Source organism: Imperialibacter sp. (assembly GCF_048007035.1).
In the GTDB taxonomy this organism is placed as follows: domain Bacteria; phylum Bacteroidota; class Bacteroidia; order Cytophagales; family Cyclobacteriaceae; genus Imperialibacter.
In genome coordinates, this window is record NZ_CP180355.1 from 2,528,064 (window position 1) to 2,542,623 (window position 14,560).

15 protein-coding genes are annotated in these 14,560 nt (G+C 46.4%); 5 read left to right on the forward strand and 10 right to left on the reverse strand.

Annotation, left to right across the window (positions count from 1 at the left end):
- Positions 1-35: 35 nt before the first annotated feature.
- From ACMVP2_RS10860 to ACMVP2_RS10870, 3 genes are read right to left on the reverse strand one after another with little or no spacing between them, the layout of a single operon-like run.
- On the reverse strand, positions 36-800 hold the full coding sequence (locus ACMVP2_RS10860; protein ID WP_416867723.1) for an exodeoxyribonuclease III: 765 nt from the start codon (positions 798-800) through the stop codon (positions 36-38).
- Positions 800-1,153, reverse strand: coding sequence for a hypothetical protein (locus ACMVP2_RS10865; protein WP_416867724.1), 354 nt, complete (start codon positions 1,151-1,153; stop codon positions 800-802). Before ACMVP2_RS10865 ends, ACMVP2_RS10860 begins: the two co-directional genes overlap by 1 nt.
- Positions 1,146-1,499, reverse strand: a complete 354-nt coding sequence (locus ACMVP2_RS10870) for a carboxymuconolactone decarboxylase family protein (protein WP_416867725.1) — start codon at positions 1,497-1,499, stop codon at positions 1,146-1,148. Before ACMVP2_RS10870 ends, ACMVP2_RS10865 begins: the two co-directional genes overlap by 8 nt.
- A 111-nt stretch (positions 1,500-1,610) precedes the next feature.
- Between ACMVP2_RS10870 and ACMVP2_RS10875 the strand changes: the two genes are divergently transcribed.
- Positions 1,611-2,312 (forward strand): ComF family protein, encoded by a 702-nt coding sequence (locus ACMVP2_RS10875; RefSeq protein ID WP_416867726.1) that lies wholly within the window; start codon positions 1,611-1,613, stop codon positions 2,310-2,312.
- 50 nt (positions 2,313-2,362) lie between these two features.
- Here ACMVP2_RS10875 and gldJ read toward each other — a convergent pair whose 3' ends face one another.
- Positions 2,363-3,565 carry a gliding motility lipoprotein GldJ gene (gene gldJ / locus ACMVP2_RS10880; RefSeq protein ID WP_152001412.1) on the reverse strand — a complete coding sequence of 401 codons (1,203 nt, stop codon included), beginning with the start codon at positions 3,563-3,565 and terminating at the stop codon, positions 2,363-2,365.
- Positions 3,566-3,715: 150 nt separating this feature from the next.
- Positions 3,716-7,090 carry a transcription-repair coupling factor gene (mfd, locus tag ACMVP2_RS10885; RefSeq protein ID WP_416867727.1) on the reverse strand — a complete coding sequence of 1,125 codons (3,375 nt, stop codon included), beginning with the start codon at positions 7,088-7,090 and terminating at the stop codon, positions 3,716-3,718.
- A gap of 151 nt (positions 7,091-7,241) precedes the next feature.
- Between mfd and ACMVP2_RS10890 the strand changes: the two genes are divergently transcribed.
- From ACMVP2_RS10890 to ACMVP2_RS10900, 3 genes are all read left to right on the forward strand, one after another.
- Positions 7,242-7,874 carry a cytochrome c oxidase subunit 3 gene (locus ACMVP2_RS10890; RefSeq protein WP_339784296.1) on the forward strand — a complete coding sequence of 211 codons (633 nt, stop codon included), beginning with the start codon at positions 7,242-7,244 and terminating at the stop codon, positions 7,872-7,874.
- A 265-nt stretch (positions 7,875-8,139) separates the two neighbouring features.
- Complete coding sequence (locus ACMVP2_RS10895; protein ID WP_339784298.1) at positions 8,140-8,931, forward strand: S1/P1 nuclease; 792 nt, start codon at positions 8,140-8,142, stop codon at positions 8,929-8,931.
- A gap of 18 nt (positions 8,932-8,949) precedes the next feature.
- On the forward strand, positions 8,950-9,417 hold the full coding sequence (locus ACMVP2_RS10900; RefSeq protein ID WP_339784300.1) for a hypothetical protein: 468 nt from the start codon (positions 8,950-8,952) through the stop codon (positions 9,415-9,417).
- On the opposite strand, the gene yjjX is transcribed toward ACMVP2_RS10900, so the two are convergent.
- Complete coding sequence (gene yjjX / locus ACMVP2_RS10905) at positions 9,414-9,965, reverse strand: inosine/xanthosine triphosphatase (RefSeq protein ID WP_339784302.1); 552 nt, start codon at positions 9,963-9,965, stop codon at positions 9,414-9,416. The genes ACMVP2_RS10900 and yjjX overlap by 4 nt on opposite strands.
- A 78-nt stretch (positions 9,966-10,043) precedes the next feature.
- Here yjjX and ACMVP2_RS10910 point away from each other — a divergent pair, with 78 nt between their 5' ends.
- Positions 10,044-11,327: an amidohydrolase family protein gene (locus ACMVP2_RS10910; RefSeq protein WP_416867728.1), complete on the forward strand. Its 1,284-nt coding sequence runs from the start codon at positions 10,044-10,046 to the stop codon at positions 11,325-11,327.
- A 134-nt stretch (positions 11,328-11,461) separates the two neighbouring features.
- Here the strand turns inward: ACMVP2_RS10910 and ACMVP2_RS10915 are convergent, their stop codons facing one another.
- The 4 genes from ACMVP2_RS10915 to ACMVP2_RS10930 all read right to left on the reverse strand — a co-directional run bounded on the left by ACMVP2_RS10915 (position 11,462) and on the right by ACMVP2_RS10930 (position 14,531).
- Positions 11,462-12,739, reverse strand: coding sequence for an NRAMP family divalent metal transporter (locus ACMVP2_RS10915; RefSeq protein WP_416867729.1), 1,278 nt, complete (start codon positions 12,737-12,739; stop codon positions 11,462-11,464).
- A gap of 192 nt (positions 12,740-12,931) precedes the next feature.
- Positions 12,932-13,240, reverse strand: coding sequence for a DUF2442 domain-containing protein (locus ACMVP2_RS10920; RefSeq protein WP_416867730.1), 309 nt, complete (start codon positions 13,238-13,240; stop codon positions 12,932-12,934).
- Positions 13,221-13,460, reverse strand: a complete 240-nt coding sequence (locus ACMVP2_RS10925; RefSeq protein ID WP_416867731.1) for a DUF4160 domain-containing protein — start codon at positions 13,458-13,460, stop codon at positions 13,221-13,223. The genes ACMVP2_RS10920 and ACMVP2_RS10925 overlap by 20 nt, the downstream gene beginning before the upstream one ends.
- Before the next feature lie 360 nt (positions 13,461-13,820).
- Complete coding sequence (locus ACMVP2_RS10930; protein WP_416867732.1) at positions 13,821-14,531, reverse strand: hypothetical protein; 711 nt, start codon at positions 14,529-14,531, stop codon at positions 13,821-13,823.
- Between the last annotated feature and the right edge of the window lie 29 nt (positions 14,532-14,560).

Sequence of the window (14,560 nt, forward strand, 5' to 3'; positions counted from 1 at the left end):
ACATGCTTTCGCTGTCGAAAGCAGCCAAAAAACCGTTATTTGATGCTGAGTCCAACGGGGCAATGGTCAGAATGAACCACTTGTGGCAGAATTTCAGCGTGTACTAAGTCTGCTGCCATCTCCTGAGTGGCGAGGTGGTAATCAATCCGCCACCCCTTGTTGTTTGCTCTGGCATTGGCCCTGAATGTCCACCAGCTATACTGGTGAGGTGCTTTGTTGAATTGACGGAAGGAATCCACAAAGCCTGTATCTATGAATTCGCTAAGCCACTCACGTTCCTCCGGCAAAAAGCCAGAACTCTTTTTGTTGGACACTGGCTCGTGGATATCGATCGGCTTGTGGCAAATATTATAGTCGCCGGAAATAATGAGTTTGGGATGGTCGGCCTTTACTTTTTTTATGTAGTCAGTAAACTCACCCAACCATTGCATTTTGTAGTCCTGTCGCTCGTCGCCAGAAGAACCCGAAGGAACGTAAACGCTCATAACGGAGTAGTGCTGGAAGTCGGCCCGAATGACCCGGCCTTCGTAGTCCGACTGATCGATGCCGGACCCGTACTCCACATGTTTGGGTTTAGTTTTTGACAGAATGGCAACACCACTATAGCCTTTTTTCACTGCGGGAAACCAGTAGCAGTGGTAGCCGAGGTCTTCGAACAACGAAACGGGAATTTGCTCTTTGTGGGCCTTAAGTTCCTGAAAACAAACGATTTGCGGATCTTGCTCCTCTAGCCACTGCGTTATACCCTTGGAAACAGCCGACCGAATTCCGTTTACATTATATGATATTATTCCTGTCATTATAATATGCTTTCTTTTTCAAAATACTCTATCACATGTATTTTTAGCAGCTTTTCTTGCTCTGTCGTGTCAAAATGGGGCAATTTTTTCATCATCTTCCAGTGAGGCCAGCCGTCCTCGTCTATGCCCTCCAGGGCGTAGAAGCCAGAGAAACTGAGTATTTTGCAGATAGCAATGTGCATTAAGTCCTGCTTTTGTTCTTTGGTGAATGTCCTTCGGCCCTTGCCCAGTTCTTGCACACCGATGAGAAAAAGCACGGCGTTGAGGTCGGCTGGTTTTTTGCCGATCATATTTTCTATTTTGCCAAGTAGCGCCTGCCACTCTCTCTCAAGGTCCAGGTCTTTTTTAAACATTTTGTGGTGTTAGTTTTAGTTCGTCCCAAAACTCAACTGCCCTTCTCAGGTGGGGAATTACTATCGTGCCCCCAATAAGTGTAGCAATGCCAAATACCTCGTCCATCTCCTTATCGGAGCAGCCAAGTTCATAACATTTGCCCAAATGATAGCGCACACAGTCATCGCACCTGAGCACCATGGAGCAAGCGAGCCCCAGCATTTCTTTGTTTTTCACGTCAATGGCTCCCTCACTGAAGGCATTGGTGTCGAGGTTAAATATTCTTTTAACAAGCTTGTTGTCAGAGGAAAGAATGCGTTCATTCATCTTTTCTCTGTAGCTATTGAATTCGTCTACTTTGCTCATACGATCTGTCTGTCTGCGTTATAAAAGGAGTCACTCTCATGCTCCGGCCTGTTTTTGAAATCGGGGAATACAGTTTGTGGTTGCGACCACAATTTTTTCTATATTTTACCTATGGCAAATATCGCAAATGAACTTTGGAATGATTTTGTTTCTTTGATATTTCCTGAAAACTGTATCTCATGTGGTGAGTTATTGGTTCGGGGCGAGGATCATTTGTGCACAGCTTGCCGTTATCAGCTGCCCATTGTAGATGAAGCTATCCGAGATTCTCTTCTGACAAACAAGTTTGTGTACGAGCCAAAAATAAGCTTCGTCGATGCTTTTTTAACTTTCAAGAAATCGGGCATTACTCAGAAGCTTCTTCATCAGCTAAAATATAAAGGGAATCGTGAGTTGGGTGTTATGCTTGGTGCCTGGTATGGTAACCAGCTTATAGAGAAGCCAGGGTTTTCGGCTTTTGATATTATTGTTCCAGTTCCTTTGCACAAAAGAAAGCTGAGGATTAGAGGCTACAATCAAAGCATGGCAATTGCAGAAGGACTTTCTGTCGCTACGCAAAAACCAGTCGATGCTGAGCTACTTGTCAGGTCTAAATTTACCAGCACGCAAACCAAGAAGCAAAAGGTGGACCGCTGGCAGAATGTGGAAAACATTTTTGCGATTACCAGCGCAGAGAGTGTAAAAGGGAAAAAAGTGCTGCTTGTTGACGATGTGCTTACCACCGGATCAACACTTTCATCTTGTGCTTCAGCGCTGATAAGCGCCGGGGCAGAAGGGATAGGAATTTGTGCGTTGGCGGTCTCTCACAAATAAAAAAAGCTCCGAATCTCGGAGCTTTCTTATATCGATAATTTTGTCTTCTCTTAGTAGTTGGTACCGGCACGGATCATCGCACAACGGAAACCGATTGTTGAAGTGGAAGAATCTTCTTCCAGGTATCTTCTGGTTCCTGGCGACATCCAGTAAGCTACGTCAGCCCATGAACCACCTTTGTAAACTCTCACTCTGTCAGAAACAAGTGAGTTGAAGTTCTGAGTGTCATAACCTTTTTCGTCATCAAGGTAACCGTCACGACGAACAGGGTTCAGGTCGTCAAAGTCCTGGAACGAAAGCGGGCGGTAAACGTCCCATACCCATTCGTTAACATTACCTGACATGTTATATAGACCAAATTCGTTCGGTGGATAATCGTAGATATAAGTTGTGATCATGGCACCGTCGTTTAGCTTACCGGCTATACCAGCGTAGTCACCACGGCCTCTTTTGAAGTTGGCAAGGAAGTAACCCATTTTCTTCCCATAAGGATTACGCAATGAGTGACCATCCCAAGGATATAGTCTGCGGTGAGTTTGGTTTTCGTCCAGCCACTGAACACCAATGAGTGCCTGAGCTGCATATTCCCACTCGGCCTCGGTTGGGAGACGGTAGTTAGGTAGCACAACACCACTTTCCAAAGGAATTCTTTCGCTTCCTGATTCTGCAAGTGTTACGTCCTCAAGACCGGCATCTTGCGCAAGCTTAAGGTTAACCACTGTGGTTCTCCAGTTGCAATAGTCATTGGCTTGCTTCCAGTTAACGCCTACAACAGGATAGTACCTGAAACCAGGGTAACGAAGGTAGTGATCTACATAAGGATCATTGTAAGCAAGGTCTCTGGCCCAAACAGTTGTGTCGGGCAGTGAAGACTCATAAAATTCTCTTGAAGAGTCAAGGCGAATGTAGTAGAGATACTCCAACCAGTGAATGTTGGCGATTTCAGTTTCGTCCATGTAGAATGAAGCAACTGTCACGGCTCTCTCAACATTGTCGTGTCTGTTCATCAAATCTTCCTCGAAAGACCCAAGAACCGTACGACCTCCTTCTATAAAAACTAGATTAGGACCCTCAGGCTGACCGGCATAGTCGCTCACCTGAAAACCACCCTCCTCGTTGTACTCCATTCCTGTCGCTGAGCTCAGGCTGCCTGGACTACTACTTGTTGGTGTGCTGGAACCGCAACCGCCTAGAAAAGCGGAGAACCCAACAGCCAAAGCAGAGGTACATAAGATGTTAACAAAATTTTTCATAACCTGTTTATTTGAACTTAAAAAGCTAATGTAGCCTAGATCGGGCATATTTAATAACGATCGACTACAAATTTCAATTATAATAAGTTTTTTTCAAAAAAAGAGAGGACAATATAGGGATTTATCTAAATAATGTCTCTAACCGACGTTTTATTGTGCTACTGTTGCCTCATTTTCCTGAAGCATTTTTTTAAGGTAACCTATTGCATGGTCTACTGACTTGACCTGCTCAAGGTTCAGAATGAGTCGGCCTTTGTGCTCCCTCATGCGGCTGATTTTCGGATTCTTTTGTACATATTCCAATACTTTGCCAAAGGTAGGCGACTTGAAATAGGCTTCATTTTCACCAGAAACAAAATAGCATTTAAGCACCTCAGCTTTCAGTATAAGCTTTTCAATACCCGCTTTTTTGGCCAGCCAGCGAAGTCGTACGGTTTTTATAAGCTCTTCCACCTCCTCAGGAATAGGTCCGAAACGATCTTTAACATCGGCGCTGAATTTCGCCAACTCTTCCTCCGACTCAATGCTGTCGAGGTGGGAGTACAAGCTTAGTCGCTCCGAAATATTGTTGACGTAGGACTCCGGAATAAGAATTTCGAGGTCAGTTTCTATCACGCAATCGGTGGCCACAGCCTCAACAGCTTTTTTGAGGTCTTCCGCAAACAGGTCGCTGTAGTCCTCAATTTTTAGCTCCTGAATGGTTTCGTCGAGGATCTTGTGATACATTTCAAAACCGAGGTCAGAGATAAAGCCGCTTTGCTCACCACCCAGCAAGTCTCCGGCTCCCCGGATATCAAGGTCTCTCATGGCTACTTTGAAGCCGTCGCCCAATTCGGAAAATTCTTCAAGCGTAACAAGTCTCTTACGGGCTTCAGCTGTCAGGCCCGACGATGCGCCGGAAAGCAGCAGGCAGAAGGCTTTTTTGTTCGACCGGCCTACCCGTCCTCTCATTTGGTGCAGGTCAGAAAGACCAAACATGTGTGCCCGATTGATAATGATGGTATTGGCATTGGGGATATCGAGGCCACTTTCAATGATATTGGTTGACACTAACACGTCGAACTCACCCTCGATAAACCGCATCATTACTTTTTCCAGCTTAGGGCCATCCATTTGACCATGAGCAATGCCTATTCGTGCGTCTGGCACCAGCCTCAAAACGATACTGGCTATCTGGTCAATGTCGCTGACCCTGTTGTGCACAAAGAACACCTGGCCACCCCTTCTCAGCTCGAAGCTGATCGCATCTCTGATCACACTTTCGTTGAATTCGTGCAGCTCGGTGGTAACGGGTTGTCTGTTAGGCGGTGGTGTGGCAATAATGCTTAAGTCCCTTGCCCCCATCATGGAGAAATGAAGCGTTCTGGGTATCGGGGTTGCGGTCAAAGTGAGGCTGTCTACATTCACCTTCGATTCTTTGAGCTTTTCCTTGATTTTTACCCCGAACTTCTGCTCTTCATCAATGACCAGCAAACCGAGGTCTTTGAACTCCACGTCTTTGTTCACAATGCGATGGGTGCCTATCAGTATGTCAATTTTACCCTCTTTCACTCGTTGAAGAATATCTTTTATCTCCTTCGTGGTGCGGAACCGGTTGATGTATTCTATGTCCAGGGGAAAATTGGCAAGCCTTTCTTTGAACGTGCGGTAGTGCTGCATGGCCAGAATGGTGGTTGGCACCAGCACCGCCACTTGCTTTCCGTTGCTCGCCGTTTTAAAAGCTGCACGAATGGCTACCTCAGTTTTGCCAAAACCAACATCGCCGCAAACCAGCCTGTCCATTGGGTGAGGCTGCTCCATGTCTTTTTTTACGTCGGCAGTAGCCAGCGCCTGGTCAGGTGTGTCCTGATAAATGAACGATGACTCGAGTTCGGCCTGAAGGAAATTGTCGGGCGGGAAAGCATAACCGGGAGTCGCCTTTCTTTTGGCATAAAGACTGATCAGGTCTTTGGCAATGTCTTTTACCCGCTTCTTTACTTTCTTTTTCTTGATATCCCAATCCTGAGTGCCGAGCTTGTTGATCGGCGGCGGTTGCCCTTCTTTGCCGGCATACCGGGAAATTTTATGCAGAGAATGCACACTTACGTACAGCAGGTCATTGTCCCGATACACAATCCGAAGCGCTTCCTGTTTCTTTCCGCCTACATCCACGGCATCCAGGCCTGCGAACCGGCCCACTCCGTAGTCGATATGCACCACGTAGTCTCCAGGTTGCAGCGATTTGAGCTCTTTGATGGTGAGCGCCTTGGACTTGGTGTGCTTTTCCCTGGTTTTGTATTTGTGAAAGCGGTCAAAAAGCTGGTGATCCGTGTAACAAAGCAATTTTATCTGCTTGTCGACAAAGCCTTCCCGAAGCCCCGCCAAAAAACCTTCGAACCGCATTGTGGGATCCAGTTCCTGAAAAATTGTGTCGAGTCGCTCGATTTGCTTTTCCGACTCGGCGGCAATAAACAGGTTATATCCCTGCAACTGACGCTGGTTGAGGTTCTCCACCATCATTTCGAAGTTCTTGTGAAATGGTGGCTGAGGTTCGGCTTCGTATTGAAAGGTCGTAGCATTTTCCAGATAGAACCGGCTCCCAAACTCAATCATGGGGAAAGAGAAAATGTGTGACTTGATGGTCGCAGCATTTTCGAACAGGTCGGCGGGCTCCAGCACGATTTTCGTGTTGCCGCTTTCCTTCATCAGCACGTCAAAGCTTGCAGAAGCCTTGGTGAAGTAACTGTCGAGCTGATCGTAGAGTAGTTGCAGATCCTTTATCCAGAAACGGGTCTCTTTTGGTACAAACTCCAGAAACGACTGCCTTTTTTCCTGCAAAAGCCTGGTTTGCACATTGGGAATGATGCTAATGGAATTGACCGAATCTTGCGACAGCTGTGTGTTTGGGTCGAAAGTCCTGATACTTTCTATTTCGTCCCCAAAAAGCTCCATGCGATAAGGCAGCTCTCCGGCGTAAGAGTATATATCGATAATACCACCTCTTACTGCGTACTGACCGGCTTCATACACAAAGTCTGTTCGCTCAAAGTCGTAGGTCATGAGCAGTTCGGCGATGAACTCTACATCGACCTTATCGCCCACCTTGGCATTAAACGTATTTTCTGTCAGTGCCCGCTTATTGATCACCTTTTCAGTGAGCGCTTCCGGATAGGTAACTATTATTTCGCCCTTGCCACTTCTGTGGTTGAGTTTGTTCAGTACGTCGGCCCGTAGCAGAATGTTGGCATTTTCGGTCTCGTCAAACTGGTAAGGTCGCTTGTAGGAAGTGGGGAAAAACAATACTTCCCTTTCACCAAACAAGTTCTGCATGTCGTTGAAAAAGTAAGCAGCTTCCTCTTTTTCATGCATAACAAACACATGGCATTGCCTGTCCATAGAAAAAACTGCTGCAGGCACAACGGCATCGAGACTTCCAACGAGTCCCTTCACCTGAAATGCTCCCCCACCTTTGGCCTTAAAGCTCTCGGCCAGGGTTTTCACAAAACTATCTTGCTTATAAATTGATAGGAAGTCGGAAACTTTCAACTTAAGAACATTTTTTGGTGGGCAAAAGTACGGATATTATGGTGATGGAGCGTTATATAACGAATAACAGAAAATCATTTTATGATAATTCATCGCAAATTGTTGAACCAAGGCTCAAACAAAATGTTTAATTACAAATTACGGAGCTAGCATGGCAAATTCCTATAAGAAAACAAAAGCACCGACCAGTTCATTCCCGCTCAACGAGCTGGAGAAAATGCACCCCTACAAAATGCTGTTGCTGATAGGGATTTTCGGCAGCATTTTGATATTCTTTTTCCTTCTAATGGCATACACCGCCTCTGGCACTTTGGTTGATAAGGCGGCCAAAATAGAGTTTCCGAAAGCTTTTATAATTAGCACACTCATTTTACTTGGATCCAGCTTCACCATTAGCCGGGCCGTTGAATATTTTGAAAAAGAGAAAACCAAAGAGCTAAAGAAGTCGCTGCTGTTCACTCTTGCGCTTGCCTTTGCTTTTTCGTTCTCGCAGTTTTTTGGGTGGAATGAGCTGATGAATCAGGAAGCCAGCAATGCGGTGAGAGGAGCCATTGTCTATTTATATGCTCTTTCGGGCCTTCATATTTTGCACATGAGTGCGGGCATTATTTATCTGGCCTATTGCTACATCCTGCTGATCAGAAAATCAAGCAACCCCGTTCACTCGCTGGTGTATTTCACTAACTCATTTCGAAAGCTTCAACTCAACTTGCTGGTAACCTACTGGCATTTCATGGATGGTCTCTGGATGTTCCTCTTCCTGTTTTTCTTGTTTTTTCTCTAGAAGAGCCCTTTTGGCACAGATATTGAAATGAACCCATAAGAATATTTGTTGCGCTTCGTTCAACTATCAGGAGAACCAAAAGCCGAAATATTTGTTAATAATACTGAATCACAATTCCATAGTGGTTTCATAGATAGGTTAGGTTGGTGATTGGGCATGTACCTCTGGGGCATGCCCTTTCTTTTTTTTAACAGTAATTTGTTCTTGCCCTTGACAGCCAATCGAAGCATGTTTCTATTTTTGCTTCATTCATTAACTAGTCGCCATGAAAAAAGCCAGTATCATCCTGCTGCTCGTTGCATTATTTGCCTCTAATGCAGATGCGGAACACCGAACCCACTCAAGATTTTGGGGCCAAACAGGGCACAGAGTAGTTGGGCTGGTGGCGGAGCGTCACCTCACCAAAAAAGCAAAAGCTAACATCGAAAAAATACTTGGCGGCGAGAGCCTGGCCATGGTGAGCAACTACATGGATTTTATTAAATCCGATCCAACTTATAAGCACATGGACCCCTGGCATTACTGCACGATTCCCGATGGTCAAACCTATGAGCAGGCTGGCACTCCGTCGGAGGGCGACGTGATCGCCACAATAGAAAGGCTTAAGTTAGAGTTGAAAAACAAGCAATTTACAGATGGGGACGAGGCTTTTGCCATAAAAATGCTGGCACATCTGGTGGGCGATATTCACCAGCCACTGCACGTGGGCAATGGAAACGACCGGGGCGGCAACGATTTGAAGCTGAAGTACTTTTGGGAAAGCTCCAATTTGCACAGGGTGTGGGACAGCGACATGATTGATGGTCAGCAGTTGAGCTATACTGAATTTGCCGACTGGGTAGATACTGAAGACAAGGCAACGGTGGCTGCGTGGCAAAAAAATGTAACGACGGATTGGGCTTATGAATCGATGGGTCTGAGAAAGCAGGTTTATAATTTGCCGGAGGACTTGTCACTTTCTTATAGATACAACTTTGATAATATTGATGCAGTAAAATTGAGGCTGGTGCAGGCGGGCGTGCGATTAGCGGGCCTGCTGAATGAGATTTATGGGTAATTGGTTGTACCTTAATGTATGGATAAAAAGAAGCTGATAGCCGTCTTCAAAAAATTGGAAGGCAAGCTCAACGAGAAGGAGTTCGATTTGGAAGCATGGAAGGCCTCCGCCGTTTCCTTGTTTTCGAGAACATTTGGGGCCAGTGATCCAAAAATCAAGCAAATCCAAGACCTCAAAATTGACTACAGCAGCTGGGCACTCAGGGATGCGCCTTCCACCTATCATCCGTTAGAGTCATGCAAGAACCTTGGGAGAGAGGTAGTGCTTTCAGCTATCGATGAAATCGAGCTATTTGGCTTGCCCGAGCAAAAAGACCTCCGCAAGCTGCTAGGCGAAGTCTACTTGGAAGCAGAGGTAAAGCAAATCGTTGCGTTGGCAGGCGTGGAGAAAAAAGAGGCAGAGTTGAAAAAGCTGCTGGAAAAGGCAGGGAATCAAAAAAACGTGGCTTTGATAATGAAGCTGTTGAGTGAGGAAGCCTTCGACTAGCGGAAGAGCTCCTCGTTGATAAATGGCACCAGAGCCAAAGTCATGGCGTGCGCATAGTACTGCGTTCTGTCGATTTGCCCATGGGTAAGCAAGCCCACTGCTCCATCTTTTTGCTTTGAATTGTTTCTGCCAAAAACCTGGTCGTCGGCCACCCCGAGTTCTACCCCTTGCCGAACAAGCTGCGCTACCTTGCCGGGCAGCAAAAAGGTAGCCGTTCGTGCCCTCGATATATGGTCAGGCGAAAGAATGACCATCCAGGCGAAAGCCTCCATTAGGCCATCAGTATCTGAAATACCGCCTTCTATGCCCACCCAATATTGTCCGTCGGGGCGGCCGGTCTTTGCATTCGTAGCTCTGTTAAATGCTCCCCGATAGGTTTCTTCATCTGTCATGGGTTGGTCAGAAACATTTGAGGCCGCATCTACTCCCTCAAAGCTAAAAACCTCTCCGGGGAATACTTTTTCGAAGGCGTTTTTTACGCACTGCACTTTCACCGGGTTTCGGCTACCGATAATCACTGTTTTCTCCATGGTGGTAATTATACTCATTATTGTCGGCTCCTAATCTTTCCTTTTTACCAAACGGATTGCAATATTGGACGAAAAACTTACTAAGCCCAATCTCAGATGTTGCTCCAAAAATACTTCAAAGTCTTTTTTTGTTTGTTGGCAGTCCTTTGCCTCAACGCAGGTATTTCGCATGCTCAGTCTTTGCTGCTCAAGCCAGACCGGGTTTTTGACGGTGAAAAAATGCTGGCAACCGGAACGGTAGTGGTTGTGGAAGACGGCAAGGTCGCCTACGTAGGGCCGGAAAGTGGCGCAAAAGTAGGAAAGAACACAAAAACCATGACACTACCAGGCCAAACCTTGCTTCCGGGTTTGATAGAGGGACATTCCCATGTTTTGTTGCATCCATACAATGAAGTTTCCTGGAACGACCAGGTGCTGAAAGAATCAATAGCCGAAAGGGTAGCCAGAGCTACAGTGCACCTGCAAAAATCGCTGGAGGCTGGCATCACCACCATGCGGGACTTGGGTAGCGAAGGGGCGGGCTATGCCGACGTTGGCTTGAGAACGGCCCTGGAAAAAGGCGTTATTCAGGGACCCACGTTATTGGTGGCTGGCCCGGCGATTGTAGCCACGGGTAGTTATGGCCCCAAAGGCTTTCACGATGGAGTAACTTTGCCACTGGGTGCAGAAACCGCTGATGGCCACGACGATTTGATAAAGGTGGTGCGGGATCAGATTGGCAAGGGCGCTGACCTGATCAAAGTGTACGCCGACTACAGATGGGGATTGAACAAAACAGCGGCCCCTACTTTTACTTTAGGTGAGTTGAAGCTGATAGTAGAAGTAGCCGAAAGCAGCGGCAGACAGGTGGTAGCACATGCTTTGACCAAAGAAGGCATGAGGAGAGCGATTCTGGCGGGTGTAAAAACGATAGAACACGGGGATGACCTTGACGAGGAAATTGTGAAGCTGATGAAGGAACATGGTGTGGCTCTTTGCCCTACTTTGGGGGCCGTTGAGGCCATTGCCTCCTATGGTGGCTGGAAGAAAGGAACCGATGCAGATACCGACAGAATCGAGAAGAAGAAGGCTTCAATGACTTTGGCACTTACATCAGGCATCGACATACTTTTTGGTGGAGATGTGGGCGTTTTCTCACATGGCAACAATGTGTATGAGTTGGAGCTGATGAACGAATATGGCATGAGCAGACTGGCTTGTTTGCAGTCAGCCACTTCCTTGAATGCAAAAGTGTTTGGAATTGACGATAAGGTCGGAAAAATAGAAAAGGGCCTTGTAGCAGACCTTGTTGCTGTGACTGGTGATCCCTCTAAAAGCGTCAGCGACTTAAGAAAAGTGAAGCTTGTGGTTCAGGGAGGGAAAGTAGTGGTGGAAAAATAGGTACTGCGCTCCAATATCGTTCAGAGCAGAGTACCCATGGCGGGTACTCCTTTATTCCCTAGACCAGTTCCCCTGAAGAGTCGTGAATTTTCATTGGATTACATAGTGTATTGTCACAACTTAGCTTAACGATTCTATCGTCTGAAAATACGAATTCCCAGCCAAATCAGGGGCAAAAGTGCCAGCAGGGAAACTGTTGCAAAGTAAAGACTATCGAAGCTGCTCTCGTACCCAATGGCCATAAAAATTGCCCGGGCCACCTGGTGAATGCCAAGGAAAAGTGTAACGCCAACGATGAGCAGCCCAGCCACATTGGAAAAGGCCCCGTTGATTTGATTGACCATGAGCCTGGTATTGTTGAGCACAAGCAGAAGGCCGGTGGCAGCTACCGGGAGCAATACGCCATTGATGGCCTGGGCTAGCAGGATAACCGGTACAGGTCGTAATCCGAGCAGTCCAAACACCAGCCCAACGATGAGTATTCCAGCCCATACAAGTCTGTAATTTATTCCGGTGGCTTCCCACTTTTTTGCTCCCTTTCCCCAAATGCTTTGTGCTGTGATAGCGGAGGCTAACGGTGCCGTAATGGTGCTGGTGAAACCAGCGGCGAACAAGCCGATGGCAAACAGGAATTTGCCGGGAAGGCCCACAGCTTTTTCCAAAACAGTGGCCATGCCTTCGAAGGAAAAAGGAAGGGATGACAGCGTGCCGGAGAGCAGCACCGCCATGGAGACAATGCCACCCAGGCCAATGGCAATTATGAGGCCCAATCTCATTTCACCCAATTGCTGACCTTTGCCAAGACCAGAGCCCAAAAACAAGTTGTAGGGCACGATGGTGGTGCCTATCAACCCAATGACCAGCAAAATGTCATCAGAAGGAATTTGTGGGATAAAAAGACCTTGGGCGATGGCGACAGGAGACTCATCAATGAAAAAGGAAGTATATAGAAAGGCCACTCCCATTACTGCGACCAGCACACCCACCGACTTTGCAATCGAACCTGCTGAGCCACCCCACAAAAGAACGGCGGCAATAATGGTAATGGCCACGGTAAAAACCCATGGCGGCAGAGGAAACAACAGGCCCGCTCCCGAAATGGCACCGACGATATTGCCGGCCTCGTAGGCAGCACAGCCAAAAATCACAGCTCCTCCAAGGAGCCACTTCATCCAGAGTTGGTTGCCAAAAGTCAGCGTGACAGCCTCCCCGATAGTAAGGCCAGACGCAATGGTAATGCGGGCGGCTCCTTCCTGAAGCACCATGCAGGCCAAAGTAGAAAAAAGCAAAGCCCAAAGAAGGGAAACGCCGTGGGATGCTCCTGCCAGGGAAGCTGTCGTGATAGTTCCCGGCCCGATGAAGGCCGCCGAAATAACCGACCAGAAGAGAATATTAAGGAGCTTCTTTTTCAAAAGAGAAGTGTGAATAGATCAGCCCCAATATATGGCATACAGATCTATTTATGAACGCTATTGATGTGATACGGGAGGGCTGGTGTGGATTTTTCGGGTAACTGACGGACGAAGGCGGCTTTTCCTTCGAATGCTTCGGGATGCCCTAATCTTTCTCCATGACTATAACGCGTGGCAGCACTACCATAAGGATCAGGAGGCCATTGGGACAGTTACACTGCTGATTTCTTCTTTCAAAAAGCCTTTTAGGCTAAGATCCTCATCCACATCTGGCCAGTGAACCCCAACGCCATTGCTTATTAAGTTATAGTTAGACAACTGTTCGGGAGTGGCATTTTTAAGTTTCTTAATACTTGATATGTTGCGGGTAAGCACTTTTTTGTTGTTAAGGACTATCAGCATCAAGTCCAGATCCTTGTGGAAATGTAACCCGATAATACGGAGGCCCCCTTCAAATATGATGCTCTCTAATGTGTCGTAACTATTGTTGAAAGAACTCATGCCATTTCTGTTTTAATAGATCATAATTTGATTCCGCAATTTTCATGATTTCTTTCTTTTCCTGAGGCTTAAAGTCATGAAAATATTTTACTTCTAATTCAGGCTCAAGCCATATTTTGGCATTCCCATCTCCTTTTTCAACATGCACATGAGCCGGTTCGTTCTGATCTCCTGCATAAAAATAAAACCTAAACCCGTTTATCAATAATACTGTCGGCATTTTGTAAAGTTAATCTTATAATTAAAACGGATAATATTTATAGACTATCTCTCTCAACCCTTCCATATCGCTTAGCCCTAACCATTTTTAGTGGAAGAAGGAAGGCGGGATCGCTTGCCCAGCTACCTGACTGAGGTGCTTCACGAGGGTAAAAAACCTTTCTGATTATTTGCCCGAGATTGGCGTTAAAAAGCAGTGGAAGTAGGAAGCTAAAAGCTTCAAGAAAAGTAGCTGCAAGTTTAGCGATAGCGTAACTTGCAGCATGGAGTTTCTTTTTCAAAAGAGATGTGTGAATAGATCATCCCAATACATGAGAGATGGATCCATTTATAAACCCAGTCGATGAGATGCGGGAGCTGCCTACTTCTTAAACGCACTCAACTCCACATAGCTATTCAAATTACCTTTTTCATCGTACGACTCGCTTTTTACCATGCCAGCCCCTTCACTCAGGTAGTCTACACTCGAAGAGTTCATCGTTCTTTTCATGCCCATGATCGACATAGTAGACTCTGAGTCGTAGGTCATTTTGAAGCAATCGTACGTGCCGGCTGCTGTGGTTATTTTCTCTTTGCCCACCACTTTCCGGTTCTTAATGGACACGGTGGTGTTGGTGGCCATGGCTTTCATGGCTGGATTGTCAGAAACAATTTTCACCACAAAGGTCAGGTCCTTCAGCGACTGCCCCGCTTTCAGGTCAGATGGGATGGTGAGTTGGTCACCCTCGAATACGACCTGAACATCTTCCATGCCCTCCATTCCCTGCGGCATAAAGTTCCTCATGTCCATTTTGAAAACGCCGTCTTCGCAAATCATCTCGATTTCATTCTTGCTCAGCTCTTTCTTTTTGTCGTACATGGTCACCAGGGCCTTGATAGTTTGGACATTACCAGAGCCGGTCACGGATAGAATTTCTGTTTTGTCCTGAGAGACTTCCTTTCCTTTTTTATTGAAATAGGTTCTTTCTATCACCGCCCCCTCATTGTAGTTGAAATAGGGGTTGCACTGGCTAAATGCCTGTTGAGAAAAAATTAGAAGGCCAACTGCGAAAAATGATTTGAGTAGTTGCATGGGAAATGGTGTTTTGCATTATTTTCCAT

What these genes read in the sequence shown, in the direction of transcription:
- ACMVP2_RS10865 (WP_416867724.1), bottom strand. Translation starts at nt 1,153, where the DNA reads ATGTTTAAAAAAGACCTGGACCTTGAGAGAGAGTGGCAGGCGCTACTT.
- ACMVP2_RS10930 (WP_416867732.1), bottom strand. Translation starts at nt 14,531, where the DNA reads ATGCAACTACTCAAATCATTTTTCGCAGTTGGCCTTCTAATTTTTTCT.
- ACMVP2_RS10900 (WP_339784300.1), top strand. Translation starts at nt 8,950, where the DNA reads ATGGATAAAAAGAAGCTGATAGCCGTCTTCAAAAAATTGGAAGGCAAG.
- ACMVP2_RS10875 (WP_416867726.1), top strand. Translation starts at nt 1,611, where the DNA reads ATGGCAAATATCGCAAATGAACTTTGGAATGATTTTGTTTCTTTGATA.
- ACMVP2_RS10890 (WP_339784296.1), top strand. Translation starts at nt 7,242, where the DNA reads ATGGCAAATTCCTATAAGAAAACAAAAGCACCGACCAGTTCATTCCCG.
- ACMVP2_RS10920 (WP_416867730.1), bottom strand. Translation starts at nt 13,240, where the DNA reads ATGAGTTCTTTCAACAATAGTTACGACACATTAGAGAGCATCATATTT.
- gldJ (WP_152001412.1), bottom strand. Translation starts at nt 3,565, where the DNA reads ATGAAAAATTTTGTTAACATCTTATGTACCTCTGCTTTGGCTGTTGGG.
- ACMVP2_RS10860 (WP_416867723.1), bottom strand. Translation starts at nt 800, where the DNA reads ATGACAGGAATAATATCATATAATGTAAACGGAATTCGGTCGGCTGTT.
- ACMVP2_RS10925 (WP_416867731.1), bottom strand. Translation starts at nt 13,460, where the DNA reads ATGCCGACAGTATTATTGATAAACGGGTTTAGGTTTTATTTTTATGCA.
- ACMVP2_RS10895 (WP_339784298.1), top strand. Translation starts at nt 8,140, where the DNA reads ATGAAAAAAGCCAGTATCATCCTGCTGCTCGTTGCATTATTTGCCTCT.
- ACMVP2_RS10910 (WP_416867728.1), top strand. Translation starts at nt 10,044, where the DNA reads ATGTTGCTCCAAAAATACTTCAAAGTCTTTTTTTGTTTGTTGGCAGTC.
- ACMVP2_RS10870 (WP_416867725.1), bottom strand. Translation starts at nt 1,499, where the DNA reads ATGAGCAAAGTAGACGAATTCAATAGCTACAGAGAAAAGATGAATGAA.
- yjjX (WP_339784302.1), bottom strand. Translation starts at nt 9,965, where the DNA reads ATGAGTATAATTACCACCATGGAGAAAACAGTGATTATCGGTAGCCGA.